At 71.4% G+C, this 22660-nt stretch carries 22 protein-coding genes and 1 pseudogene; 18 read left to right on the top strand and 5 right to left on the bottom strand.

Features of this window, described 5'->3' with window-relative positions; translation table 11 throughout:
• Positions 1-176: 176 nt before the first annotated feature.
• Positions 177-617 (bottom strand): TipAS antibiotic-recognition domain-containing protein, encoded by a 441-nt coding sequence (locus KIS93_RS20235; protein WP_080037041.1) that lies wholly within the window; start codon positions 615-617, stop codon positions 177-179.
• Between the two features lie 78 nt (positions 618-695).
• Here KIS93_RS20235 and KIS93_RS20230 point away from each other — a divergent pair, with 78 nt between their 5' ends.
• Positions 696-1667 carry an HAD-IIA family hydrolase gene (locus KIS93_RS20230; protein WP_080037042.1) on the top strand — a complete coding sequence of 324 codons (972 nt, stop codon included), beginning with the start codon at positions 696-698 and terminating at the stop codon, positions 1665-1667.
• A 334-nt stretch (positions 1668-2001) separates the two neighbouring features.
• On the opposite strand, the gene KIS93_RS20225 is transcribed toward KIS93_RS20230, so the two are convergent.
• Entirely contained in the window at positions 2002-2349 is a 348-nt protein-coding gene (locus KIS93_RS20225) for an SCP2 sterol-binding domain-containing protein (protein WP_168010619.1), read from the bottom strand.
• Between the two features lie 127 nt (positions 2350-2476).
• Between KIS93_RS20225 and KIS93_RS20220 the strand changes: the two genes are divergently transcribed.
• From KIS93_RS20220 to KIS93_RS20160, 14 genes and pseudogenes are all read left to right on the top strand, one after another.
• On the top strand, positions 2477-2674 hold the full coding sequence (locus KIS93_RS20220) for a hypothetical protein (RefSeq protein WP_155126576.1): 198 nt from the start codon (positions 2477-2479) through the stop codon (positions 2672-2674).
• Positions 2671-3483 carry a TlyA family RNA methyltransferase gene (locus KIS93_RS20215; protein ID WP_080037044.1) on the top strand — a complete coding sequence of 271 codons (813 nt, stop codon included), beginning with the start codon at positions 2671-2673 and terminating at the stop codon, positions 3481-3483. Before KIS93_RS20220 ends, KIS93_RS20215 begins: the two co-directional genes overlap by 4 nt.
• Positions 3480-4379: an NAD kinase gene (locus KIS93_RS20210; protein ID WP_080037045.1), complete on the top strand. Its 900-nt coding sequence runs from the start codon at positions 3480-3482 to the stop codon at positions 4377-4379. The genes KIS93_RS20215 and KIS93_RS20210 overlap by 4 nt, the downstream gene beginning before the upstream one ends.
• A gap of 107 nt (positions 4380-4486) precedes the next feature.
• Positions 4487-6196 (top strand): DNA repair protein RecN, encoded by a 1710-nt coding sequence (gene recN / locus KIS93_RS20205; RefSeq protein WP_080037046.1) that lies wholly within the window; start codon positions 4487-4489, stop codon positions 6194-6196.
• 73 nt (positions 6197-6269) lie between these two features.
• Positions 6270-7466 (top strand): putative cytokinetic ring protein SteA, encoded by a 1197-nt coding sequence (gene steA, locus KIS93_RS20200; RefSeq protein ID WP_080037047.1) that lies wholly within the window; start codon positions 6270-6272, stop codon positions 7464-7466.
• Positions 7463-8439, top strand: a pseudogene (locus KIS93_RS69005) (copper transporter). Before steA ends, KIS93_RS69005 begins: the two are co-directional and overlap by 4 nt.
• 1 nt (position 8440) lies before the next feature.
• The gene (locus tag KIS93_RS20190) at positions 8441-9304 is read left to right on the top strand and encodes a hypothetical protein (RefSeq protein ID WP_080037049.1); all 864 of its coding nucleotides are present in this window, start codon (positions 8441-8443) and stop codon (positions 9302-9304) included.
• Positions 9305-9382: 78 nt separating this feature from the next.
• A complete protein-coding gene (gene murJ, locus KIS93_RS20185) occupies positions 9383-10843 on the top strand; it encodes a murein biosynthesis integral membrane protein MurJ (protein WP_281261975.1) in 1461 nt (486 codons plus the stop codon).
• A gap of 476 nt (positions 10844-11319) precedes the next feature.
• A complete protein-coding gene (locus tag KIS93_RS20180) occupies positions 11320-12189 on the top strand; it encodes a glycosyltransferase (RefSeq protein WP_246005333.1) in 870 nt (289 codons plus the stop codon).
• Positions 12081-12470, top strand: coding sequence for a glycosyltransferase family 4 protein (locus KIS93_RS65460; protein ID WP_246005332.1), 390 nt, complete (start codon positions 12081-12083; stop codon positions 12468-12470). Before KIS93_RS20180 ends, KIS93_RS65460 begins: the two co-directional genes overlap by 109 nt.
• A 193-nt stretch (positions 12471-12663) precedes the next feature.
• The gene (locus KIS93_RS20175; protein WP_080037050.1) at positions 12664-13647 is read left to right on the top strand and encodes a TerC family protein; all 984 of its coding nucleotides are present in this window, start codon (positions 12664-12666) and stop codon (positions 13645-13647) included.
• A 139-nt stretch (positions 13648-13786) separates the two neighbouring features.
• Positions 13787-14398, top strand: coding sequence for a phosphatidylserine decarboxylase (locus tag KIS93_RS20170; protein ID WP_080037051.1), 612 nt, complete (start codon positions 13787-13789; stop codon positions 14396-14398).
• The gene (pssA, locus tag KIS93_RS20165; protein ID WP_080037052.1) at positions 14385-15218 is read left to right on the top strand and encodes a CDP-diacylglycerol--serine O-phosphatidyltransferase; all 834 of its coding nucleotides are present in this window, start codon (positions 14385-14387) and stop codon (positions 15216-15218) included. The genes KIS93_RS20170 and pssA overlap by 14 nt, the downstream gene beginning before the upstream one ends.
• Positions 15219-15269: 51 nt before the next feature.
• On the top strand, positions 15270-15545 hold the full coding sequence (locus KIS93_RS20160; protein ID WP_080037053.1) for a hypothetical protein: 276 nt from the start codon (positions 15270-15272) through the stop codon (positions 15543-15545).
• A 490-nt stretch (positions 15546-16035) separates the two neighbouring features.
• On the opposite strand, the gene KIS93_RS20155 is transcribed toward KIS93_RS20160, so the two are convergent.
• Both KIS93_RS20155 and KIS93_RS20150 read right to left on the bottom strand, forming a co-directional pair.
• Complete coding sequence (locus tag KIS93_RS20155; protein ID WP_080037054.1) at positions 16036-16695, bottom strand: MBL fold metallo-hydrolase; 660 nt, start codon at positions 16693-16695, stop codon at positions 16036-16038.
• Positions 16692-17501, bottom strand: coding sequence for a maleylpyruvate isomerase family mycothiol-dependent enzyme (locus KIS93_RS20150; protein WP_080037055.1), 810 nt, complete (start codon positions 17499-17501; stop codon positions 16692-16694). The genes KIS93_RS20155 and KIS93_RS20150 overlap by 4 nt, the downstream gene beginning before the upstream one ends.
• 217 nt (positions 17502-17718) lie before the next feature.
• Between KIS93_RS20150 and uvrA the strand changes: the two genes are divergently transcribed.
• Positions 17719-20559, top strand: a complete 2841-nt coding sequence (gene uvrA, locus KIS93_RS20145; protein ID WP_080037056.1) for an excinuclease ABC subunit UvrA — start codon at positions 17719-17721, stop codon at positions 20557-20559.
• Between the two features lie 119 nt (positions 20560-20678).
• Here the strand turns inward: uvrA and KIS93_RS20140 are convergent, their stop codons facing one another.
• Complete coding sequence (locus tag KIS93_RS20140) at positions 20679-21401, bottom strand: DUF2306 domain-containing protein (protein ID WP_080037057.1); 723 nt, start codon at positions 21399-21401, stop codon at positions 20679-20681.
• A gap of 157 nt (positions 21402-21558) precedes the next feature.
• Between KIS93_RS20140 and KIS93_RS20135 the strand changes: the two genes are divergently transcribed.
• Entirely contained in the window at positions 21559-21963 is a 405-nt protein-coding gene (locus tag KIS93_RS20135; protein ID WP_080037058.1) for a Rieske (2Fe-2S) protein, read from the top strand.
• A gap of 103 nt (positions 21964-22066) precedes the next feature.
• Positions 22067-22528: a Rieske (2Fe-2S) protein gene (locus KIS93_RS20130; RefSeq protein ID WP_080037059.1), complete on the top strand. Its 462-nt coding sequence runs from the start codon at positions 22067-22069 to the stop codon at positions 22526-22528.
• Positions 22529-22660: the final 132 nt, after the last annotated feature.

Genomic DNA, 22660 nt, shown 5'->3' with positions numbered 1-22660 from the left:
AGGGAAATGTAAGCGCTTTTGGGCTGGGGGTGATGGTGGCTTTCGCTCGGAGTTTCCTCGCCCTTTCGTCCGGTTCTCTTTTTCTGTGGGTTTCGAGAGGCGTGGGGGAGTCCTTGTTCGTGAGTCCCCGAGCTGGGCGACCCCGGAGCGGGCAGGGTCGCCGGGCTTGAAGGGAGTCAGGCGTTGTGGCGTGCGGCGTTGGCGGCGATGGCGGATTTGAGGTAGGCCGCCAGGCCCGGCGCGGTCGCCTCGAAGGAGGCGGTGAAGCGGGGGTCGGTGACGTACGTCTCGCCGAGGCCGCGGTGGATCTTGTACGTGCACTCGTAGAACCAGCGGGAGATGTGCGCCCGGTGCTCCTCCGCCAGGTCCATGGCCAGGTCGCCGTCGGAGGGGGCGCCGGAGCGGAGTGCGTCCGCCAGGCGGGCGGTGATGTCGGCCGCCTCCGCCTTGAAGCGCTTCCAGTCCTCCTTGGTGTAGGAGGACGTGCGGCGCTTCGCCTCGGCCCACGGGTCCGTGCCGCCCCAGCGCTGCTCCGCCTCCGCCGCGTGCGCGTCGGGGTCGAAGTCGCCGGAGGGCTCGGTGCGGGTCTCGGGGGTGAGGGTGAGGTTCTCTGGCATGGTCGTCCCTTCTCTGGGTGGGTACGAGGGCGACGCTAAAGTCTCACGCAACGTGAGAGTCAAACGGGAAGAGGCGTTGTGCTGATCGACGGCTATGACACCCTGCTGCTCGACCTCGACGGCGTGGTCTACCTCGGCAGCCACGCCGTGCCAGGGGCGCCGGAGGCGCTGGAGGAGGCGCGGCGGCACGGTGTGCGGCTGGCGTACGTCACCAACAACGCCTCCCGGACGCCGGCGGCCATCGCCGCTCACCTGCGCGAGCTGGGCGCGCCCGCCACCGCCGAGGACGTGGTGACCTCGGCGCAGGCCGCCGCCCGGTTGATCGCGGAGCGGGTGCCGCCGGGCTCGAAGGTGCTCGTGGTCGGCGGGTCCGGGCTGCGGATGGCGGTACGCCGCCAGGGGCTGCGCCCGGTCTCCACCGCCGCCGAGTCGCCCGTCGCCGTGGTGCAGGGGATCGCGCCGGGGCTGTCGTACGGGCTGCTGTCGGAAGGGGCGCTGGCGGTGCGGCAGGGGGCGCTGTTCGTGGCGTCCAACGCCGACAGCACGATGCCGACCGGGCGGGGTGAGCTGCCGGGGAACGGGGCCATGGTGCGGGTGATCGCGCATGCCACCGGGGTCGAGCCGATCTATGCGGGTAAGCCGGATCCGCCGTTGCACCGGGAGTCCATGATTCGCACGGGGGCTCGGCGGCCGCTGGTCGTGGGGGATCGGCTCGACACCGACATCGAGGGCGCCTCGAACGCGAGGGTGGAGAGCCTGCTGGTGCTGACCGGGGTGGCGACGGCGGCGGATGTGCTGACAGCGGAACCCCGGCACCGGCCCACGTACGTGGGGGAGGACCTTGGGGCGTTGCTCCAGCCCTATCCGGAGGTGCGCGACGGTGCCTGCGGTGGATGGCGGGCCGAGTGGCGGGACGGGGTGCTGCGGCTCGACGGTGAGGGCAGCCGGATCGACGGGCTGCGCGCCGCCTGCGCCGCCGCCTGGGCGGCGGCCGGTGAGGGACGGGTGGAGGAGGACGCGGTCAAGCCGGTGCTGGAGCGGGTGGGGTAAGTCGCTTCATATCGGGATAAGTCGGGATAAGTCGCGTGAGAGGTGGGCGGTTGGGCGTGCGGGCATCCGCCTGCTCGGGGTGGATGGCTCTGGCGTCTGCCTGAGCTGGTCAGAACGACGCGGGGGCGCGTGCCTGCACGCGTCAGGGCGATGTGGGAGTGTGCGTGCACGCGTCGGGACGCTGCGGGGGCGTGCCTGCACGCGTCAGGGCGCTGCGGGGGCGTGCCTGCATGCGTCAAGGCGATGTGAGCGCCTGCCTGCACGCGTCAGGGCCGCGCCGGTGCGCGCGTGGAGGAGCGGCCGGCCGCCCGGTTGTCGGCGAGCGGCCGGGCGTTCAGATGAGTCTGCGCAGGCGCAGCAGGTCGCCGAAGCTCGCGTCGATCTTCACCCGCCCCCCGAGCAGTGCTCGTGCCAGGTCCAGCTCCCCGTCGACCAGCGCGACCAGGTCGTCGCTCACGATCGTGAGCTTGACGTCGGCGGCCTTGCCGTCCGCCGGCGGCTGCTCCGTGAACGGGTCCAGCCCCCCGTGGTGCAGCCGGCCGTAGAAGGTCACGTCGAGGTCGGAGACCCGGCAGCTGACCGTACGCTCGACCACGTGCTTGGCACGGTCGGCCTCGTCGATCTCGTCGAACTGCGCGACGAGCTTGGCCAGTGCCGCCCGGCACTCCTCGACGCTTGCCATGATGCGCATCCTTTCTTTCCTTTTGCGGACGGTAGCGTTCCACATCAGTAGCACCCCCGTATGAGCTTCAACGCGTGACACGCCTGCCAAGGTCCCGGGTGCTCGCGGGAGGCGTTACGGTCGAGTCATGAGTGTGGTGCCGCAGGAGACCGGTGACGAGCGGGTCGACGCCATCGTGGCCGGCCTCGCCCGGCTGGGCGAGCTGCCCGTGAGCGAGCACGTCGCGGTCTTCGACGAGGCGTTCTCCGGGCTGGAGGGCGTGCTGGCCGCGGTGGAGGAGCCGGTCCGCGAGGGCGCTCCCGACGGGGCCGTGGGCCGCCGGTGAGCCGCAGGATCCGTCTCGACAGCGAGCTCGTACGCCGTGGCATGGCGCGCTCGCGCGAGCAGGCCGCGCAGCTCATCGAGGCCGGCCGGGTGAGCGTCGGCGGTCAGCGGGCGCGCAAGCCGGCCACGCAGGTCGACACCGCCTCCGCGATCGTCGTGGCCGCCTCCGACGACGGCCCCGACTACGTCTCGCGCGGCGCGCACAAGCTGCTCGGCGCGCTCGACGCGTTCGGCGGGCTGGAGGTGGCGGGCCGCCGCTGCCTCGACGCGGGCGCGTCCACGGGCGGGTTCACGGACGTGCTGCTGCGCCGCGGCGCCGGCCACGTGCTGGCCGTGGACGTGGGTTACGGGCAGCTCGCCTGGTCGTTGCGCAACGACGAGCGGGTGACCGTCATGGAGCGCGTCAACGTGCGCGACCTGACGCCCGAGATGGTCGGCGAGCCGCCCACGCTGATCGTCGGAGACCTGTCGTTCATCTCGCTGCGGCTGGTGCTGCCCGCGCTGGCGGAGGTGGCCGCGCCGCGGGCCGACTTCGTGATGCTGGTGAAGCCGCAGTTCGAGGTGGGCAAGGACCTGGTCGGGGCGGGCGGCGTCGTCCGCGATCCGGAGCTGCGCGCCCGCTCGGTGCGTGACGCCGCGGCGAAGGCGCTGGAGCTGGGGCTGAGCGTGCGCGGGGTGACCGCCAGCCCGCTGCCCGGGCCGTCGGGAAATGTGGAATATCTGCTCTGGCTGGGCAAGGGGGAGGGCGCGCCGCAGGTCGCCGACCTCGACGCCGAGATCCAGCGTGCCGTCGCGGAAGGGCCGCAATGAATCGCACCGTGCTGGTCGCCGTGCACACCGGGCGCGGCGCCGCCGTCGACAGTGCCCGGCTGGTCATCAACCGGCTGGTCGACGCCGGCATCACCGTCCGGGTGCTCGACACGGAGTGCGCCGAGATCGGCTGCGAGAAGGCCGACGCGGTGCCCGCCGACCCGAGCGCCGCCAAGGACGCCGAGGTCATGATCGTGCTCGGCGGCGACGGCTCGCTGCTGCGCGCCGCCGAGATGGCCAGGCCAGCGGGCACGCCGCTGCTGGGCGTCAACCTGGGGCACGTCGGGTTCCTGGCCGAGGCCGAGGTCGCCGACCTGGCGGCGGCGGTCGACAGCGTCGTGGCCGGCCGCTACGACGTCGAGGAACGCATGACGGTCGATGTTCTCGCCCGGCAGAACGGCCGGGTCCTGGCCGACACCTGGGCGCTGAACGAGGCCACCGTCGAGAAGCAGGAGCGCATGCTGGAGGTGGTCGCCGAGATCGACGGCAGGCCGCTGTCCAGGTGGGGCTGCGACGGCGTGATCTGCGCCACTCCCACCGGCTCCACCGCCTACGCGTTCTCCGCCGGCGGCCCGGTCGTCTGGCCCGAGGTCGAGGCGCTGCTCATGGTGCCCATCAGCGCGCACGCGCTGTTCGCCAAGCCGCTGGTCGTCTCGCCCCGCTCCACCCTGGCCGTCGAGATCCTGCCGGACACACCCGGCGGCGTTCTGTGGTGTGATGGAAGGCGTAGATTCGAACTCCCGTCCGGAACCCGGGTGGAGGTCCGCAGGGGCGCCGAGCCCGTCCGCCTGGCGCGCCTGCACGGTGTGGAGAGCACCGGCGCGCCCTTCACCGACAGGTTGGTGGCCAAGTTCGAGCTTCCCGTCCAGGGCTGGCGCGGAAGGGCGCGACCCTGAGTGAATGGAGGGCGGAGCGCGTAGGATCACGTGGGCGACGACAGGCCGCGTGAGAGCGGCCCGTCGCAGGCAGCGGCGTCAGACACGGCAGTGAACGGGAGTGGGCAGTGCGACCAAGGGTCGAGGAGGTCCGCATCCAGGGGCTCGGCGTCATCGACGAGGCCGTCCTCGAGCTTTCGCCCGGCTTCAACGTGGTCACCGGCGAGACGGGTGCGGGCAAGACGATGGTCGTGACCGGGCTCGGGCTGCTGTTCGGCGGCCGGGCCGATCCCTCGCGCGTGCGGCCCGGGGCCGAGCGGGCGAGCGTGGAGGGCACGCTGATCATCGAGCCGGGCGGGCGCGTGGCCCAGCAGGTCGAGGACATCGGCGGCGAGGCCGAGGACGGCGAGCTGATCATCTCCCGCACGGTCTCGGCCGAGGGCAGGTCCCGGGCGTGGCTGGGCGGGCGCACGGTGCCCGTGGGCACGCTCACCTACCTCGCCGACGACCTGGTGGCCGTCCACGGGCAGATGGACCAGCAGCGGCTGCTGCAGCCGGCCAGGCAGCGGGCCGCGCTCGACCGGTATGCCGGCAACGACCTGGTCAAACCGCTGCGGGCGTACTCGCAGGCGTACAAACGGCACAAGAAGGTGGCCGCGCAGCTCGAAGAGCTGACCACCAGGGCCAGGGAGCGGGCGCAGGAGGCCGACCTGCTGCGGTTCGGGCTGGAGGAGGTCGAGAAGGTCGACCCCAAGCCCGGCGAGGACGACGAGCTGCGCGGCGAGGAGGAGCGGCTCTCGCACGCCGACGCGCTGCGCAGCGCGGCCACGACCGCGCACACGGCGCTGCTCGGCGACCCGATGGAGGCCGCGGGCGGCCCGCACGACGTGATCTCGCTCCTGGGCGAGGCGCGGGCGGCCGTCGAGGCGGTGCGCGACTTCGACCCCCAGCTCGCCCAGATGGCCGACCGGCTGGCCGAGGCCGGATACCTGATCTCCGACGTGGCCACCGACCTGGCGGCCTACGCGGAGTCCGTCGAGGCCGATCCCGCCCGGCTGGCCGCCGTGCAGGAGCGCAGGTCGGTGCTGTCCAGCCTGATCAGGAAGTACGCCGAGGACAGCGCGGGCGTGCTGTCGTGGGCGCAGCAGGCCGCCGCCCGGCTGGCCGAGCTGGAGGGCGACGACGAGCGCATCGACGAGCTGACCCGCGAGTACGACGAGCTGACCGCCCGCCTGACCGAGCTGGCCGCCGAGCTCACCAACGTCCGCCAGGCCGCCGCCGAGCGGTTCGGCCAGGCGGTGACCGAGGAGCTGACGGCGCTGGCCATGCCGCACGCCAGGGTCGTGGTGCAGCTCACCCAGACCGAGGAGTTCGGCCCCGAGGGGCGCGACGAGGTCGAGCTGCGCATGGCGGCCCACCCCGCCGCGCCGCCGCTGCCGCTCAACAAGGGCGCCTCCGGCGGCGAGCTGAGCCGGGTCATGCTCGCGATCGAGGTGGTCTTCGCCGGGGCCGATCCGGTGCCGACGTTCGTGTTCGACGAGGTCGACGCCGGGGTCGGGGGCAAGGCGGCGGTCGAGATCGGGCGCCGGCTGGCCAGGCTGGCCCGCACCGCGCAGGTGATTGTCGTCACACATCTGCCGCAGGTGGCGGCCTTCGCCGACCAGCACCTGGTGGTGGAGAAGGCGAGCGACGGCAGCGTGGTGCGCAGCGGCGTCACGGCGCTCGACCACGAGGGCCGCGTCCGCGAGCTGTCCCGGATGCTGGCCGGTCTGGAGGACTCCGAGCTGGGCCGGGCGCACGCCGAAGAACTCCTGGGGCTCGCCGCCGCCGACAGGTGATCCTGGGTGACATAGCGGACACGCCGCGCTATGCGTGGCCTCCGCGCTGTTTCGCTCTGGCAGGATGGTCTTGATGAAGGTTCCGGGAAGCAGAATGCCGGGCCTCCGCGGCAGGAAGGTCGAGGGCCTTCCCGGTGTAACGGCAGTGGCGAGGATCGACCGGCGTACGAAGAGGCTCACCAAACGCCTCCAGCCCGGAGAAATAGCGATCATCGACCACGTAGACGTCGACCGGGTCAGCGCGGAGGCGCTCGTCGCGTGCGGCGCCGCGGCCGTGGTGAACGTCGCCAGCGGCATCAGCGGCCGTTACCCCAACCTGGGGCCGCAGATCCTGCTCGACAACGGCGTGCCGTTCATCGACAACGCCAACCAGGAGCTGTTCGAGCGCGTCAAGGACGGCGACGTCGTCCGCGTCTGCGACGGGGTCGTCTACCTCGACGACGACGTGGTCGGCAAGGGCGAGCCGCAGACCATGGAGACCGTCGAGGCGGCCATGGCCGAGGCGCGCGCCGGTCTGGCCGTGCAGATCGAGGCGTTCGCCGTCAACACGATGGAGTACGTTCGCGGTGAGGGCAAGCTTCTCATCGACGGAGTCGGCGTGCCTGAGATCCGCACCCCCATGGAGGGCAGACACGTCCTCATCGTGGTGCGCGGATACCACTACAAGGAAGACATCGCCACGCTGCGGCCCTACATCCGCGAATACCGGCCCGTCCTCGTCGGCGTCGACGGCGGGGCCGACGCGCTGCTGGAGGCCGGCTACCTGCCCGACGTGATCGTCGGCGACTTCGACTCCGTCTCCACCAAGGCCCTCACCTGCGGCGCCGAGCTCGTCGTGCACGCCTACCGCGACGGCAGGGCGCCCGGCCTGGAGCGGGTGCACCAGCTCGGCCGCGAGGCCGTCATCTTCCCCGCCACCGGCACCAGCGAAGACATCGCGATGCTGCTGGCCGACGACAAGGGCGCGGAGCTGATCGTCGCGGTCGGCACGCACGGCACCCTGGAGGAGTTCCTCGACAAGGGCCGCTCCGGCATGGCCAGCACCTTCCTCACCCGGCTGATCATCGGCAGCAAGCTCATCGACGCCAAGGGCGTCAGCAGGCTCTACCGCAGCCGCATCACCACCTCCCAACTGCTCCTGCTCGTGATCACGGCGCTGATCACCATGGGGGTCGCGCTCGGCCTCTCGCCCCTCGGCCGCACCTGGCTCAACGGCCTGCAAGACCTCTGGAACGCATTCATCTTCTGGCTGGTCGGACTCTTCTCGTGATCGATTTTCGCTACCACCTCGTCTCCATCGTCGCGATCTTCCTGGCCCTCGCGGTGGGGATCGTGCTGGGCACCACGCTGCTGCAGGGGCCGGCGGTCAAGTCCATCGAGGAGGTGACGGCCGGGCTCACCGCGTCCAACGACGAGCTGCGCGCGCAGATCGACTCGCTGCGCGGGCGCGAGGCGGGCAACGACCAGTTCATCATCTCCGCCACCGGCGACCTGGTGTCCGGCGACCTGACCGGCCAGCGGGTGCTGCTGGTGGAGACGCCGGGCTCCAGCAACGCCGTACGCGAGGCGTCGGAGCAGGTGCTCGACCAGGCGGGCGCGGAGATCTCCGGCCGGGTCGCGCTGAGCGAGAAGTTCTTCGACCCAAGAACAAGGGCGTGCTCGACGGCCTGGTCAACCAACTCAAACCGGTCAACATGGTCTTCCCCGCCACCGCCACCAGCTGGGACAGAGCCGCCGCGCTGCTCGCCGCCACCTTCGTCACCACCGACCAGGCCCAGGGCGGCACGCCCAACCCCGCCACCGCCGACGTCATCAGCACGTTCGAGGCGGGCGGGCTGCTGAGCACCGAGGGCGACCCCGTCAAGCGGGCCACGCTGGCGGTCGTGTTCGCGCCGGAGAAGGCGTACGAAGGGGAGAACGCCGAGACGCAGGCGGGCGCCATCGTCTCCGTCGCCGACGGGCTCGACGTCGGCAGCCAGGGCACGGTGCTGGCCGGCACCGCCGACTCCGCCGCCCCGCCCGGCGACGCGATCAGCGCCGTACGCGACGAGGGCGAGGTCTCCAAGCGCGTCTCCACGGTGGATACCGCCGACATGCCGGTGGGGCGCGTCGCGATCGTCTACTCTCTGCGGGAGCAGATGTCCGGGCGGGCCGGCCAGTACGGCATCGGCAAGGGAGCCTCGGCCCCCATCCCCGTGATGACGTCCGCGACCCCGTCACCCACCACCACGTCAGGGAGCTGACATGCCTGCCAGCCGGGCCCGTGGCCTGCTCTACGCCATCGCCGGAGCCGCGATCGGCGCCGTGGCCGCCCGCGCCGCCTACACGGCGTTCACCCGCGACCGGCCCGCCGACCTGAGCGGCCGCTGGACGCGCAAGAACCACCGCGGCGAGCCCATCACCCTGCTCGAAGGCCCCGCGTTCGCGGCCGGCGCGAGCGCCGCCGCCGCGCTCACGCCCGGCCTGACCCCGCGGGTCCGCGCGGCCGCGCTGCTCGCCGGCGCCGGCAGCGCCACGGTCGGCGCCTACGACGACCTCTACGGCACCACCTCCTCCAAGGGCTTCAAGGGGCACCTGAGCGCGCTGGCCCGCGGCGAGGTCACCAGCGGCGCCGTCAAGATCCTCGGCATCGGCGCCAGCGGCCTGGCCGCCGCCGCCCTCGTCTCCGAGGGCCCCCTCGACACCCTGGCCAACGGCGTCACCATCGCCGGCACCGCCAACCTCGCCAACCTCTTCGACCTGCGCCCCGGCCGCGCCATCAAGGTCGGCCTGCTGACCGGCGGGCCGCTGCTGGCCGCCACGCTGCTGCGCGGCTCGCCCGCCACGGCCGCGCTGGCCGCCGTCCCGCTGGGCGCCGCCGCCGCGCTGCTGCCCGAAGACCTCGGCGAGCGCGCGATGCTCGGCGACGCCGGCGCCAACGCCCTGGGCGCCCTGCTCGGCCTCGCCGCCGTCACCCAGCTCGGCAGGCCCGGCCGGTACGCCCTCCTGGGCACCGTCGCGGCACTGACGGCGGCGGCGGAGAAGGTCAGCTTCACCAAGGTCATCGCCGGCAACCGCGTGCTCAACGCCATCGACATGCTCGGCCGCCGCCCGGTCGACCCCGTGTGATCCGCGTTCCGCGATTGTCGGTCCGGCCTGCCAGGATGTCTGCGTGAGCGTGACGCGGGCCGGAGGCGGGGAGGCCGGGTGAAAGCGGTGACGGCGCGGGGCGTCGCGGGCGGCGCGATGCTCATCGGGGCGATCACCGTGCTGGCGCGCGTCATCGGCTTCGCCAAGCAGTACGCCTTCGCCGGCACCGTCGGCACCAACTGCCTGTCCACGGCCTACATGACGGCCAACCAGATCCCCAACATCGTCTTCGAGGTCGTGGCCGGGGGCGCGCTGGCCGGCCTGGTCGTCCCCGTCCTGGCCGGCGCGGCCGACGAGGGCGCGCGCGAGCGGGCCGGGCGGATCGGCTCGGCGCTGCTCACGTGGGTGCTGGTCGTGCTCGTGCCGCTGGGCGTGCTGCTCGCGCTGTTCGCCGGGCCGATCGTCGGGCTGTTCTTCGGCGAGGCCGTCAAAGGGTGCGAGGTCGCCGACGTGAGCGCGGTCGCCACCCGCATGCTGGTCGTCTTCGCCCCCCAGATCCCCCTGTACGGCGTGGCCGTCGTGCTCTACGGCGTGCTGCAGTCGCACCAGCGCTTCACCGGGCCCGCGGTCGCGCCCCTGGTGTCCAGCATCGTGGTGATCGTCGCCTACCTGCTGTTCGTGCCGCTCAGCGCGGGCAGGATCGACCCGGGGGCGGTGCCGCGGCCCGCGGAGCTGGCGCTGTCGGTGGGCACCAGCCTGGGCGTGCTGTCGCTGGTGCTGGCCGTGATCGGGCCCGTGGCGCGGCTGGGGCTGCGGTGGCGGCCCACGTTACGCTTCCCCGACGGGTTGGCCGGGCAGGTGCGCAGGCTCGCCGTGGCGGGCATCGCGGGGCTGCTGGCCCAGCAGGCCGCCATGATCGTGGTGCTGGTGCTGTCGAACCACGCGATCGGCAACGGCGCCATCACCGTCTACAACTACGCGTGGGCGATCTACCTGGTGCCGTACGCGGTGCTCGCCGTGCCCATCGCCACCAGCGCGTTCCCCCGGCTGTCGGCCCAGGCGGGCGATCCCGAGGCGTTCGCGGCGCTGGCGGCGCGCACCACCCGGGCGGTCGTGCTGGTGTCGGGGCTGGCCGCCGGGGTGCTGGCCGCCGCGTCGGGGCCCGGCGCGGTGGTGTTCCTGGCCGGCAAGAGCGAGGTGCCGCCGGGGGAGCTGGCGGCGGCCATCGCGCTGTTCACGCCCGGGCTGGTCGGCTACGGGCTTATCGCGCACCTCAGCCGGGTGCTGTACGCGGCGGGGCGGGGGCGCGCGGCCGCCGTGGGCACCGTGACCGGGTGGGGCGTCGTGATCGTCGCCCAGGTCGTCTTCGTGCTGGTGCTGCCTGCTGAATGGAAGATCGGCGGGATGGCGCTCGGGATGAGCGTGGGCATGAGCGTGGGCGGCGGCATGCTGCTGTGGTCGGTGGCGCGGGCGCGCGGCCGTGCGGCCGTGGCCGGGCTCGTCAGGGCCGGGGGGCGGCGGTCGGCGGAGGGGGCTCGGGTTTGTGGCGGGGCGGGGCGGTGGCGATGCTCGATGTGAGCGGGTGTGGGGGAACGTGGGGCCGCGGTGCTGGGCGCGGTGGTCGCGCTGGTCGTGGGCGGGCGGTCGTGGCTCTGGTGGATCGGGGGGACGCCGAGGTGGTGACCGGGTTGTTGCGGAGGGGTGGCTGAGGTTTCCTCGCGCGGGACTGAGGTCTTCTTCGGTGGCGTCAGAGGGGCTCAGTTGTTGGGGCGGCAGGTTGTTCAGGCGCCCGTGTGGTTCGGGCGCGGGGTTGTTCGGGCGTCCGTGTGGTTCGGGCGCGGGTTGGTCGGGCGCCAAAGTGGTTCGGGTGCGGGGTTGTTCAGGCGCCTGAGTGGTTCGGGCGTGGGGGGGCCGAGTGACGGGTTATTCGGTCGGCCGGGGCTTTGGCGGCGTCCGGGGAGTGGCGGGCGGCTTGTCGGCGGGGTGCTCGCCGGTGGGGTGCTCATCAGTGCGTGGGCAGGATCGTGGGTGACGGGACGAGGAGGGAGCGGGGCGTGCGGGTGGCTTTCGTGCTGGGCACGACGTCCGGCGGCACCGGGCGGCATGTGCTGATGCTCGTGGAGGGGCTCGTACGGCGGGGGCACCAGGTGCTCGTGGTCGGGCCGCGCAGCGTCGAGGAGCAGTTCTCGTTCGGCGGCGCGGGGGCCAGGTTCGCAGAGGTGGCCGTCTCCGACCGGCCGCATCCTGTGAACGACCTGCGGGCGGTGCTCGCCATCCGGCGGCTGACCCGGGGCGCCGACGTCGTGCACGCCCACGGGCTGCGGGCCGGGGCGCTGGCGGCGCTCGGGCGGCGCGGGCCGGTCGTGACCCTGCACAACGCGCTGACCGCGGGCGGGTTCGTCGGGCTGGTGTACGGCGTGCTGGAGCGCATCGTGGCGCGGCGGGCCGGGCACGTGCTGACCGTCTCGCCGGACCTGGCCGAGCGGATGCGGCGGCTCGGGGCCCGTGACGTGCGGGCGGCCCTGGTGGCGGCGCCCGCGCCCCGGCCGGCCCGTCGGACGCCCCAGGAGGTCAGGGACGAGCTGGGGGCCGGGGATCGGCCGATCTTGCTCACTGTCGCCAGGCTGGCCCAGCAGAAGGGGCTGGAGACGCTCCTCGACGTCGCGGCCGGGCCGTGGCCGATTGACGGGAACGCTTCGGTGGGAGCCCCAGGTGCGGTGGGAGCGTTCCCGGGCGGCGGCCCTGAGACCTCGCGGGGCGGGGGCAGCGGGGGCGTGAGGGGGAGCCGTTGTTCGTGGTGGCCGGTGAGGGGCCGTTGCGGGGGGAGCTGCAGCGCAGGATCGATGCCGAGCGGCTGCCGGTCGTGTTGCTGGGCAACCGGGACGACGTGCCGGACCTGCTGGGTGCGGCCGTCGCGTTGCTGATGCCGAGCCGGTGGGAGGGGCAGCCGCTCACGCTCAGGGAGGCGCTCATGACCGGCACGCCCGCCATCGCCTCCGAGGTGGGAGGGATTCCTGAGATCCTGGGGGACGCCGGGATCCTGGTGCCGTACGGGGACGTGAAAAGGTTTCGTGAGGCGGTACGTGAGGTGCTGGAGAGCCCTGGAGCTGCGGAAAAGCTGGCTGAGGCGGCCACGCGGCGCGGCCGGGAGATGCCCGGAAGTGACGACGCCGTGACGAACGTGCTCGGGGTGTACCGAGCGTAAGGCCCGGAGGATGATTACGCGGCCTGGATGCGTTCTCATATACTGCCTGGGTTAGGGAGGGGAGTATCCCTTCGCGACAGCCTCGTCATCACGGTGCCGCCCCGCTCCATGGGGCCCCCGGGGCTGCCGGTCCGCGGAGACCCGCGGGCGGGAGAGACCTCCGGCGCTGAAGCATGCATGCCGGAGGGTCTTTGTGACTGAACCCCTGTGGGCCTGGATCGCCGTCATCGGCGGCCTCCTCGTCGTCCTCGCCGTTGACCTGTGGATCGTCGACCGCGGAGAAGCACGTGAATTCTCCATGCGGCAGGCCGGATATTGGGTGACTTTTTACGTCATCCTCGCGGTGGCGTTCGGTTTGTTGTTGTGGGGCACGTCCGGAGGTGACCGAGCCGGGGAGTTCTTCGCCGGTTACATCACCGAGTACAGCCTCAGCGTCGACAACCTGTTCATCTTCTTCATCATCATGAGCCGGTTCGCGGTGCCGAAGGCGTACCAGCACAAGGTGCTGCTCGTCGGCATCCTGCTCGCGCTCGTCATGCGCGGCCTGTTCATCGCGCTCGGCGCCGCGGCGCTCGAGCGGTTCAGCTGGCTGTTCTACGTCTTCGGCGCCTTCCTCGTCTACACGGCGATCAACATCGTCCGCCAGCACCTCAAGGGCGAGGAAGAGGAGTTCAACGAGAACATCGTGCTGCGGTGGGTGCGCCGGGCGTTCCCGACCACCGAGGGCTACGTCGGCTCCAAGGTCACCGTCAAGATCGACGGCCGGCGCATGGTGACGCCGATGCTCATCGTGATGGTCGCCATCGGCAGCACCGACCTGCTGTTCGCGCTCGACTCGATTCCGGCGATCTTCGGGCTCACCAAAGACCCCTTCATCGTCTTCACGGCCAACGCGTTCGCCCTGATGGGGCTGCGTCAGCTCTACTTCCTGCTGGGCGGTCTGCTGCAGCGGCTCGTCTACATCAGCTACGGTTTGGCGTTCATCCTGGGGTTCATCGGGGTTAAGCTCGTATTGGAGGCGTTGCACTCCAGCCATGTCTCCTGGGCGCCCGAAATTCCCATCTGGGTGTCGCTCTCGGTCATCGGCGCCACCATGGTCATCACCACAGTGGCGAGCCTGCTCAAGGCCCGCATCGACGCGCGCAAGGGCGAGGAGCCGCACCCGGAGCAGGTCTAGCGAAATGGGCTTCGAGGCGCTTTGCTTTGTGTAGTTGTGCCGTGTCATAGTTGCGGGTTCTGTAACATCACGGCAAAGCGCCCAGTCCAGTCACCACCAAAGGTTGTTCGTGTCAGACGATTCTGCTAAGCCGAGCCGTATGAGGCTCGCGCGCGGGGTCTCCCCGTGGCTCCTCCCGACGGCGGCCGCGGCGGCCGCCACCGCTCTGCTGACGCGCCGAGACCGGCGTTGGGCGTTCGCGGCGGCGCCGCTGAGCGCGCTCACCGGGGGCATGCTCTGGTTCTTCCGCGACCCCGACCGTACGCCGGGAGAGGGCCGCATCCTGTCGCCCGCCGACGGCGTGGTGCAGAGCATCGACCCGTGGCCCGACGGCCGCACCCGGGTCGCGATCTTCATGAGCCCGCTGAACGTGCACGTCAACCGTGCCCCTCTTGCGGGAAATGTCACCTCCGTGCAGCATGTGGCAGGTGGGTTCCTGCCGGCGTTCAACAAGGACAGCGACCAGAACGAGCGTGTGGTGTGGCATTTCGAGACCACGCTGGGCGACATCGAGATGGTGCAGATCGCGGGCGCGGTGGCGCGCCGGATCGTGCCGTACCTGAGCGCCGGGGCCAAGGTCGAGCAGGCCGAGCGGATCGGGCTCATCCGGTTCGGCTCGCGGGTCGACATCTACCTGCCCGAAGGGATCTCTCCCGCGGTGTCCGTGGGGCAGAAGACGGTTGCGGGGGTGACCAGAATTGACCGCGGCTGACGCCGGTAGCTGGCAGGCGGAAGAGGAGGAGCCGCGCGGCCCCGTGGGCAAGGCGTTCCGCCTGTCCGCCGCCGACTCGCTCTCCCTCGGCAACGCCGTCTGCGGCTTCCTCGCGGTGTGCGTGCTGGCCTACTCAGCCATCCAGCAGCTCCAGGTCGACGGCGGGCGGTTCACGCCGGCGCCGAGCTACTTCGCGACCGCGATCGTGCTGCTGCTCATCGGCGCGACCTGCGACCTGTTCGACGGGCTCGTCGCGCGGCGCTTCCGCGCCTCCGCGATGGGCGCCGAGCTCGACAACCTCGCCGACGTCATCAGCTTCGGGTTCGCGCCCGCGTTCATGGTCGTGATCTGGGGCGGGTTCACGCAGCAGGTGCCGTTCACGGCGGTGCTGGCCGCGGCGGCGGCCGTGCTCGTCGCCGGTGTCGTACGCCTGGCCAGGTTCGCCTGCGTCAAGACCAAGAGCGGCGACTTCATGGGCCTGCCCATCCCGATGGGCGCCATGACCGTGATCTCCATCGTGCTGCTGTTCCAGCCGAGCATCTGGTCGCTGCTGGCCGTGCTCGGCGTGGCGTGGCTGATGGTCAGCCGCATCGAGTACCCGAAGCCGAAGGGGCAGCTCGCCGCCGTCGTCCTCGGCTGGATCATGGTGAACGTGGCGTTCCTGATGTTCTGGGTGGCCTGGCCCGAAGGGGGCGACCTGCCCATCAAGATCGGGGCGACCATGCAGATCGCGCTCGTGGCGGCCATTCCGTTGCGGGTGCTGTTCTACAAGCGCGAGCAGCGCAGGGAAGCCGAGCGCATCGGGCACTACAAAGGCTAACCGATCCGTAAGTGACGGGATTTTTCGTCATACTTCGGCTTTGATGGAGCCATGTCGGCCACGCCGCGCGAGCACACGCGCACGTACCATCTGGGCAAGCTGGCCACCGAGCTTGAGCAACGCGGGCTCACCGCCCTGCTGCGGGCCCATCCGCCCGCGTTGCGCATCAGCCACCCCGACACGCACATGCTGGCCGAGACCGTCGACTGCGTGCCCCTGTCGGAGGGGTGGTTCTACCGGTGGTCATGGGGTGAGATCGTCGGCCTGACCGACGATCCCGCCCTCGCGGCCGATCGGATCGTGCGGGTGCTGGCCGCCCGCCAGTGATCCGGACCACGCCGGTACGCGACCTCGCCGCGCAGCGGGGTCGCCGGTCGGCGGGTTCGCCGGTCAGGGCGTCGGCAGTCGGCAGCGGTGGTAGTCAGCGGCGTTGACGATCGTCAAGCGCCCTGCCCGCCAGGCGCCCTGCCCGAGAGGTGTCCTGCCCGAGAGGTGTCCTGCCCGAGAGGTGTCCTGCCCGAGAGGTGTCCTGCCCGAGAGGTGTCCTGCCCGAGAGGTGTCCTGCCCGAGGTGTTCGGCTGCGAAGGGCGCTGCTCTCCGAGGGTGAGGTGCGGGAGGCGTTCCGGCCGGGAGGTGTCCTGCTCGCGAAGGGCAAGGTTCGGGAGGGGTCCCGGGCTGGGAGGCGTCCTGCGGGTGAAGCTCGTCGCCACCCCGAGGCGTTCCGATGCGGAACGTACTGAGGGCGGTGGTGTCGTTCAGGCAGGAAGATGCGTGCGGCGCCGCCCCGTGAGGGGTGCGCCGCACGTCAGCGGACGGGCTACCAGCCCCTCGCCTTCCATTCTGGGAGGGCGGGGCGTTCCACGCCCAGGGTGGTGTCCTTGCCGTGGCCCGGGTACACCCACGTCTCGTCCGGGAGGCGGTCGAAGATGCGTTCCACCACGTCCGTGTAGAGGCGGGTGAAGCGTTCGGGGTCCTGCTGGGTGTTGCCGACGCCGCCGGGGAACAGGGAGTCGCCGGTGAACAGGTGGGTGCCGGCTTCCGGGCCGCCGTCGTACAGCAGGGCGACCGAGCCGGGCGTGTGGCCCCGCAGGTGGATGACCTCCAGGGTGACCGCGCCGACCGTGATCGTGTCGCCGTGCTCGACCGTGCGGTCGACAGGGACGGGCAGGGCGGGGGCGTCGAGCGGGTGGGCGACGACCTGCGCGCCCGTCACCTTGGCCACCTGCTCCAGGGCCTGCCAGTGGTCGCCGTGCTGGTGGGTGGTGACGATCGTGGAGACGGGCTGGTCGGCCATGAGGGCGAGCAGCCGGTCGGCGTCGGCCGCCGCGTCGATGAGCAGGCTCTCGCCGGTCTCGGTGCAGCGCAGCAGATAGGCGTTGTTGTCGTACGGGCCGACGGCGAGCTTGCAGATCGTCAGCGCGGGCAGCTCGCGCACGTCGGCGGGGCCGCCGACCTGGACGTCACCTGTGTAGGTCATGGGTAGTCCTTCGGGGGCGTCGCGGGTAGATCAGCGGGGGCCGGCATCGACAGCCACGGTGGCGGCACTGGAAGATCGACGCCCCCGGGACCTGGCACATGCGACTGCCCCGCGGGCAACAGACTAACCCCCTGTCCCTTGGACCTGCCGGTGAGCCAGGCCAGCATGTCGCGTGGCGTGCCGGTCACGGCCGGGCCGCGGCCGAGGCCGGGCCACACCTCGGCCCGCTCGCCGCCGTCGGCGTCGTGCTCCCGGAGCACGATCTGGCCGATGGTGCCGGGCTCCGCGGGCCAGGTGCGGCGGCAGTCGGCCAGCTCCCTGCGGACGAACGAGGCGGGCCAGTCCGCGGGGCCGTATCCGGCGGCCAGGTCCACGTGGTGGAAGCCGACCTCGCGCAGGCGGCGGACGAGCACGTACCAGGCGGGGTGGGGTGGCGGGCGCATGCCCTCCACCTGGACGGACCACGCGTGGGCGGGCAGGTCGCGGACGGCGGCGGCGAAGCGGGCGGCCCCGTCCTCGACGTCGGCGAGCAGCTGGGCCGCGGAACGGCGGCGAGCGGCCTCGATCTCGGCGGTCCTGGCCTCGTACGAGGGGTACTGGGGGGTGCGGACCCCGGTTCTCGCCCAGGTCAGGAGGTTGATGGAGGAGTCGGCGTTCCTGGCGAGGTGGGCCAGGACGTGACCCCTCGTCCAGCCGGGCAGGAGGGAGGGGGCGGTGACGTCGGCGTCGGAGAGGGACGCGGCCGTGGCCAGGAGCTGGTTGGTGGCCGCGGCGAGCTCGGCCTGCAACGCAGGGAGGACGGTCATGCCTGCGGATTTTCCCACCTAGGGTGGCTGGTGCCAGGGCGGGCATAAAACCGCAGGTCACGAGGTTGAATGTTGAAGGGCTCCGTCCTATGGGGAGTTGGCCGTAACCTGTGAGGGACGGATTTTCGCCGGCCCGCGATGCGGGCCGCCGAAATTGTCGGAGCCGCCGTCTACCATCCCCCGTGGACCTATCCGCCTTTCGACTTCCGGGATCGCCGTGGCAGACCGCCTCATCGTGCGTGGTGCACGAGAACACAACCTCAAGGACGTCTCGCTCGACCTGCCGCGAGACTCGCTGATCGTCTTCACCGGCCTGTCCGGCTCGGGCAAGTCGAGCCTGGCCTTCGACACGATCTTCGCTGAGGGCCAGCGGCGCTACGTCGAGTCGTTGTCGGCGTACGCCCGCCAGTTCCTCGGGCAGATGGACAAGCCCGACGTCGACTTCATCGAAGGGCTCTCGCCGGCCGTCTCCATCGACCAGAAGGCCACCAGCAAGAACCCTCGCTCGACCGTCGGCACCATCACCGAGGTCTACGACTACCTGCGGCTGCTGTGGGCGCGCATCGGAAAGCCGCACTGCCCGGTGTGCGCGCGGCCGATCGCCCGCCAGTCGCCGCAGCAGATCGTCGACCGCGTGATGGAGCTGGAGGAGGGCACCCGCTTCCAGGTGCTCGCGCCGGTCATCAGGCAGCGCAAGGGCGAGTACGCCGAGCTGTTCCGCGAGCTGCAGACCAAGGGCTTCGCCAGGGCCAGGGTCGACGGCACCGTGGTGCGGCTGGAGGAGCCGCCGACGCTGAAGAAGTACGAGAAGCACGACATCGAGGTCATCGTCGACCGCCTGTCGGTGAAGGAGTCGGCGCGGCGCCGGCTCACCGACTCGGTCGAGACCGCGTTGCAGCTGTCGGGCGGCACGATCACGCTGGAGTTCGTCGACCTGCCGGAAGACGACCCGGGCCGTGAGCGCTTCTACTCCGAGCACCTCTACTGCCCCTACGACGACCTGTCGTTCGAGGAGATGGAGCCGCGCTCGTTCTCCTTCAACTCCCCCTTCGGCGCCTGCCCCGAGTGCACGGGCCTGGGCACCAAGATGGAGGTGGACCCCGACCTGGTGGTGCCCGACCCCGAGCGCACGCTCGGCGACGGCGCCCTGCACCCGTGGTCCGGCGGCCACACCAGCGAATACTTCTCCCGGCTGATCGAGGCGCTCGGCCACGCGGTCGGGTTCACCCTCGACACGCCGTGGGACCGGCTGTCGAAGAAGGCGCAGAAGTCGCTGCTGTACGGCCACGACGAGCAGGTGCACGTCCGCTACAGCAACCGCTACGGCCGCCAGCGCTCCTACTACACGACCTACGACGGCGTCATCCCGTGGGTGCAGCGCCGGCACGCCGAGGCCGAGAGCGACGCGGCGCGCGAGCGCTTCGAGGGCTACATGCGCGAGATCCCGTGCCCGGCCTGCAAGGGGGCCAGGCTCAAGCCGGTCAGCCTCGCGGTGACGGTGGCGGGCAAGTCGATCGCCGAGGTGTCGTCGATGTCGATCGGCGAGTGCGCCAAGTTCCTGGCCGCGCTCAAGCTGTCCGACCGCGACATGCAGATCGCCGAGCGGGTGGTCAAGGAGATCAACGCCCGCATGGGCTTCCTGCTCGACGTCGGCCTCGACTACCTGACGATGGACCGCGCCGCCGCCACCCTGGCGGGCGGCGAGGCGCAGCGCATCCGGCTGGCCACGCAGATCGGCTCCGGCCTGGTCGGCGTCCTGTACGTGCTGGACGAGCCGTCCATCGGCCTGCACCAGCGCGACAACATGCGCCTGCTCGACACCCTGATCAGGCTGCGCGACATGGGCAACACGCTGATCGTCGTCGAGCACGACGAGGACACGATCGCGGCGGCCGACTGGGTCGTCGACATCGGGCCGGGCGCGGGCGAGCACGGCGGCCAGGTCGTGGTCTCCGGCACCGTCCAGGACCTGCTGTCCAGCGAGGAGTCGCTGACGGGGGCGTACCTGTCGGGACGCAGGAGCATCCCGATCCCCGCCAAGCGCCGCAAGCGCGACAAGAAGCGGCAGATCACCGTCAAGGGCGCGCGCGAGCACAACCTCAAGGGCGTCGACATCGAGTTCCCCCTCGGCCTGTTCACGGCCGTGACGGGCGTGTCGGGGTCCGGAAAGTCGACGCTGGTCAACGACATCCTCTACAACGCGCTGGCCAAGGAGCTCAACGGCGCGCGCACGGTGCCGGGGCGGCACTCGCGGATCAACGGCATGGACCAAGTGGACAAGGTCGTCCACGTGGACCAGTCGCCGATCGGCCGCACGCCGCGCTCCAACCCGGCCACCTACACCGGGGTCTTCGACCACGTGCGCAAGCTGTTCGCGGCCACGACCGAGGCGAAGGTGCGCGGCTACCAGCCCGGGCGCTTCAGCTTCAACGTCAAGGGCGGGCGCTGCGAGGCGTGCGCGGGCGACGGCACCATCAAGATCGAGATGAACTTCCTGCCCGACGTCTACGTCCCCTGCGAGGTCTGCCACGGCGCCCGCTACAACCGGGAGACACTGGAGGTCCACTACAAGGGCAAGACGATCGCCGAGGTGCTCGACATGCCGATCGAGGAGGCCCTGGGCTTCTTCGACGCGATTCCCGCGATCAAGCGGCACCTGCAGACCCTCAACGACGTCGGCCTGGGTTACGTGCGGCTCGGCCAGCCGGCCACCACCCTGTCCGGCGGTGAGGCGCAGCGCGTCAAGCTCGCCTCCGAGCTGCAGCGGCGCCAGACCGGCCGGACGATCTACGTCCTCGACGAGCCCACCACCGGGCTGCACTTCGAGGACATCCGGCGGCTGCTCGGCGTGCTCGGGCGGCTGGTCGACGGCGGCAACACGGTGATCGTCATCGAGCACAACCTCGACGTCATCAAGACCGCCGACTGGCTCATCGACATGGGGCCCGAGGGCGGCTCCCGTGGCGGCACGCTCGTGGCCAGCGGCACGCCGGAGGAGGTCGCGCTGGTGGATGAGAGCCACACGGGGCGGTTCCTGCGCAAGATCCTCGCACACTGACCGCACTGAGCGCAGCGAGCGCGCTGAGCGCACCTAGCGCACCTAGCGCACGAGCGCATTGAGCGGGCTGATCGGGCTCGTCGCGTGGCACCCGCCCGTCCCCGAGGGGCGGGCGGGCGTCAGGACGTGCGCCGGCGGCGCCGGGCGGCGGCGGTGCGCTCCAGCCACCACTCGGCGGCCAGCAGCGGCAGCGTCCAGCCGAGCCAGGCGGCCAGCGCGGCCACCGTGCTCACGTACAAGGACACGTCGCCGTGGAACGTGGTCGCGAGCTGCGGCTCCAGCAGGATCACGAACAGCACGCTGTAGAGCCGGTTGGTGATGATGGACATCGTCAGGGCGAAGCTGCGCACCATCCACCGGCGGTGATCGGCGAACCGCCGCCGCCTGGCCATCCGCCATCCCGCCAGCGTGCAGCCGAGCCACAGCAGCGCCAGCATGACGTCGCTGGCCATGGTGACCGGCCCGTACGGCGTCGCCAGCCCCACCGTCAGGCCCAGCAGCCCGCTCGGCAGGCAGCCGCCGAACACGTACACGCGGCCGATCCTGCGGTGCGCGCGCGGGAAACGGGCGCGGAACCACGGCCAGATCTGCAGGCAGCACGTGATCATCGCGATCGACCCGAACACCACGTGCAGGGACAGCACCACGAAGTGCGGCGGGAAGAAGTCGGGAGCGGGCACGCGCGACTGCGCGGGGTCCAGCGACAGGTACGGCGGCAGCGAGAACGCCAGGAACGCGGCCGCCACCACCATCAGCGGCGCCACCCAGGGCCGCCGCCACCAGCGCGGACGGGCGGGCTCGGAGGCGGGGGCGGCGGGCGGCCGTTCGGTCGAAAGAGTCATGACCGGAAGCCTGAGGTGCCCCGCTGACCACCGGCCTACCACCCGCTGACCGGACCGGGGGGTCGCGTCAATACGCTGGTAACGGCAGCACCCACGGGGGGCAAAAGGCGACACGGGGTGCGAGCACGGACGAACACGCACGATCGGGGGCGGAGCCATGTCGGAAACCGGGCTGGGACGTCGGGAGCTGCTGGGCACGGCCGGAGTGACCGCATGCGGGCTGGCGCTGACGGCCTGCGGCGCGGGCGGGGCGCAGGCCAAGCCGAGCCTCAAGGGCAAGGTGCTGGCGAAGACCGCCGAGGTGCCCGTGGGCGGCGGCAAGCTGATCGAGGACCTGAAGGTCGTGGTGACGCAGCCCGCGAAGGGCGTCTTCAAGGCGTTCAGCGCGTCGTGCACGCACAAGGGCTGCACGGTCTCCACTCCCAAGGACAACGTCATCAGGTGCGCCTGCCACGGCAGCGAGTTCGCCGCCGACAGCGGGCAGGCCACCAAGGGGCCGGCGTCCGCGCCGCTCGCCTCGTTCCAGGTCAAGGTCGAGGGCGACGGGATCGTGGTGGCCTGAACAGGTAATAGTGCGTAGTGAACCGGATTGGCCTCGGGCACGCTGAACCGGCGCGAGGGCGCTGGCCGTACCTGAAGTGAAAGCCAATCTGGGAGGACGCACCATGACGGAAACGACGCGCCGGACAGTGGTGTTCGGTGCCGGGAGCGCCGGGCTCGCGGCGGTTCTGACGGCCTGCGCGAGCTACGGCTCGCCGACCACGGACGCGGAGGTCGACGCACCCGCGGCCGAGGAGCCGTCGTCTGACGCGCCCAAGAAGAAGGGCGAGGCCAAGGGCGCCAAGGCGCTGGCCGACACCAGCGACATCCCCGAGGGCGGCGGGAAGATCTTCAAGAGCCAGAAGGTCGTGGTGACGCAGCCGACGGCCGGGGAGTTCAAGGCGTTCAGCGCGGTCTGCACGCACCAGGGCTGCACGGTCGCCACGGTGTCGAACAAGACGATCAACTGCCCCTGCCACGGCAGCAAGTTCAGCATCAGCGACGGCTCGGTGCAGGACGGCCCCGCGGGCTCTCCTCTTGAGGAGAAGCAGATCGAGGTGGACGGCGAGAAGATCAGGCTCGCCTGAGCGCCGGCCGGATCGGACAGAGGCTGACCGGCGGTGAGCAGGTCCGATGCGCCTGAGCGACGGTGAGAAGATCAGAATCGACTGAGAAAGGTCTCATGATTTTCTCACCTTGGTTCGCTTGGGTGAGCTGCA

It is taken from the genome of [Actinomadura] parvosata subsp. kistnae, from assembly GCF_900323885.1.
GTDB lineage: Bacteria > Actinomycetota > Actinomycetes > Streptosporangiales > Streptosporangiaceae > Nonomuraea > Nonomuraea composti.
This window is presented reverse-complemented; position numbering and strand designations above follow the sequence as displayed.

Coding starts and splice junctions, on each gene's coding strand:
- KIS93_RS20140 (WP_080037057.1), bottom strand. CDS start 21,401: ATGACTCTTTCGACCGAACGGCCGCCCGCCGCCCCCGCCTCCGAGCCC.
- KIS93_RS20210 (WP_080037045.1), top strand. CDS start 3,480: ATGAATCGCACCGTGCTGGTCGCCGTGCACACCGGGCGCGGCGCCGCC.
- KIS93_RS20225 (WP_168010619.1), bottom strand. CDS start 2,349: ATGGCAAGCGTCGAGGAGTGCCGGGCGGCACTGGCCAAGCTCGTCGCG.
- KIS93_RS20235 (WP_080037041.1), bottom strand. CDS start 617: ATGCCAGAGAACCTCACCCTCACCCCCGAGACCCGCACCGAGCCCTCC.
- KIS93_RS20170 (WP_080037051.1), top strand. CDS start 13,787: ATGAGGCTCGCGCGCGGGGTCTCCCCGTGGCTCCTCCCGACGGCGGCC.
- KIS93_RS20190 (WP_080037049.1), top strand. CDS start 8,441: ATGCCTGCCAGCCGGGCCCGTGGCCTGCTCTACGCCATCGCCGGAGCC.
- KIS93_RS20150 (WP_080037055.1), bottom strand. CDS start 17,501: ATGACCGTCCTCCCTGCGTTGCAGGCCGAGCTCGCCGCGGCCACCAAC.
- KIS93_RS20135 (WP_080037058.1), top strand. CDS start 21,559: ATGTCGGAAACCGGGCTGGGACGTCGGGAGCTGCTGGGCACGGCCGGA.
- KIS93_RS20130 (WP_080037059.1), top strand. CDS start 22,067: ATGACGGAAACGACGCGCCGGACAGTGGTGTTCGGTGCCGGGAGCGCC.
- steA (WP_080037047.1), top strand. CDS start 6,270: ATGAAGGTTCCGGGAAGCAGAATGCCGGGCCTCCGCGGCAGGAAGGTC.
- KIS93_RS20155 (WP_080037054.1), bottom strand. CDS start 16,695: ATGACCTACACAGGTGACGTCCAGGTCGGCGGCCCCGCCGACGTGCGC.
- KIS93_RS20220 (WP_155126576.1), top strand. CDS start 2,477: ATGAGTGTGGTGCCGCAGGAGACCGGTGACGAGCGGGTCGACGCCATC.
- KIS93_RS20160 (WP_080037053.1), top strand. CDS start 15,270: ATGTCGGCCACGCCGCGCGAGCACACGCGCACGTACCATCTGGGCAAG.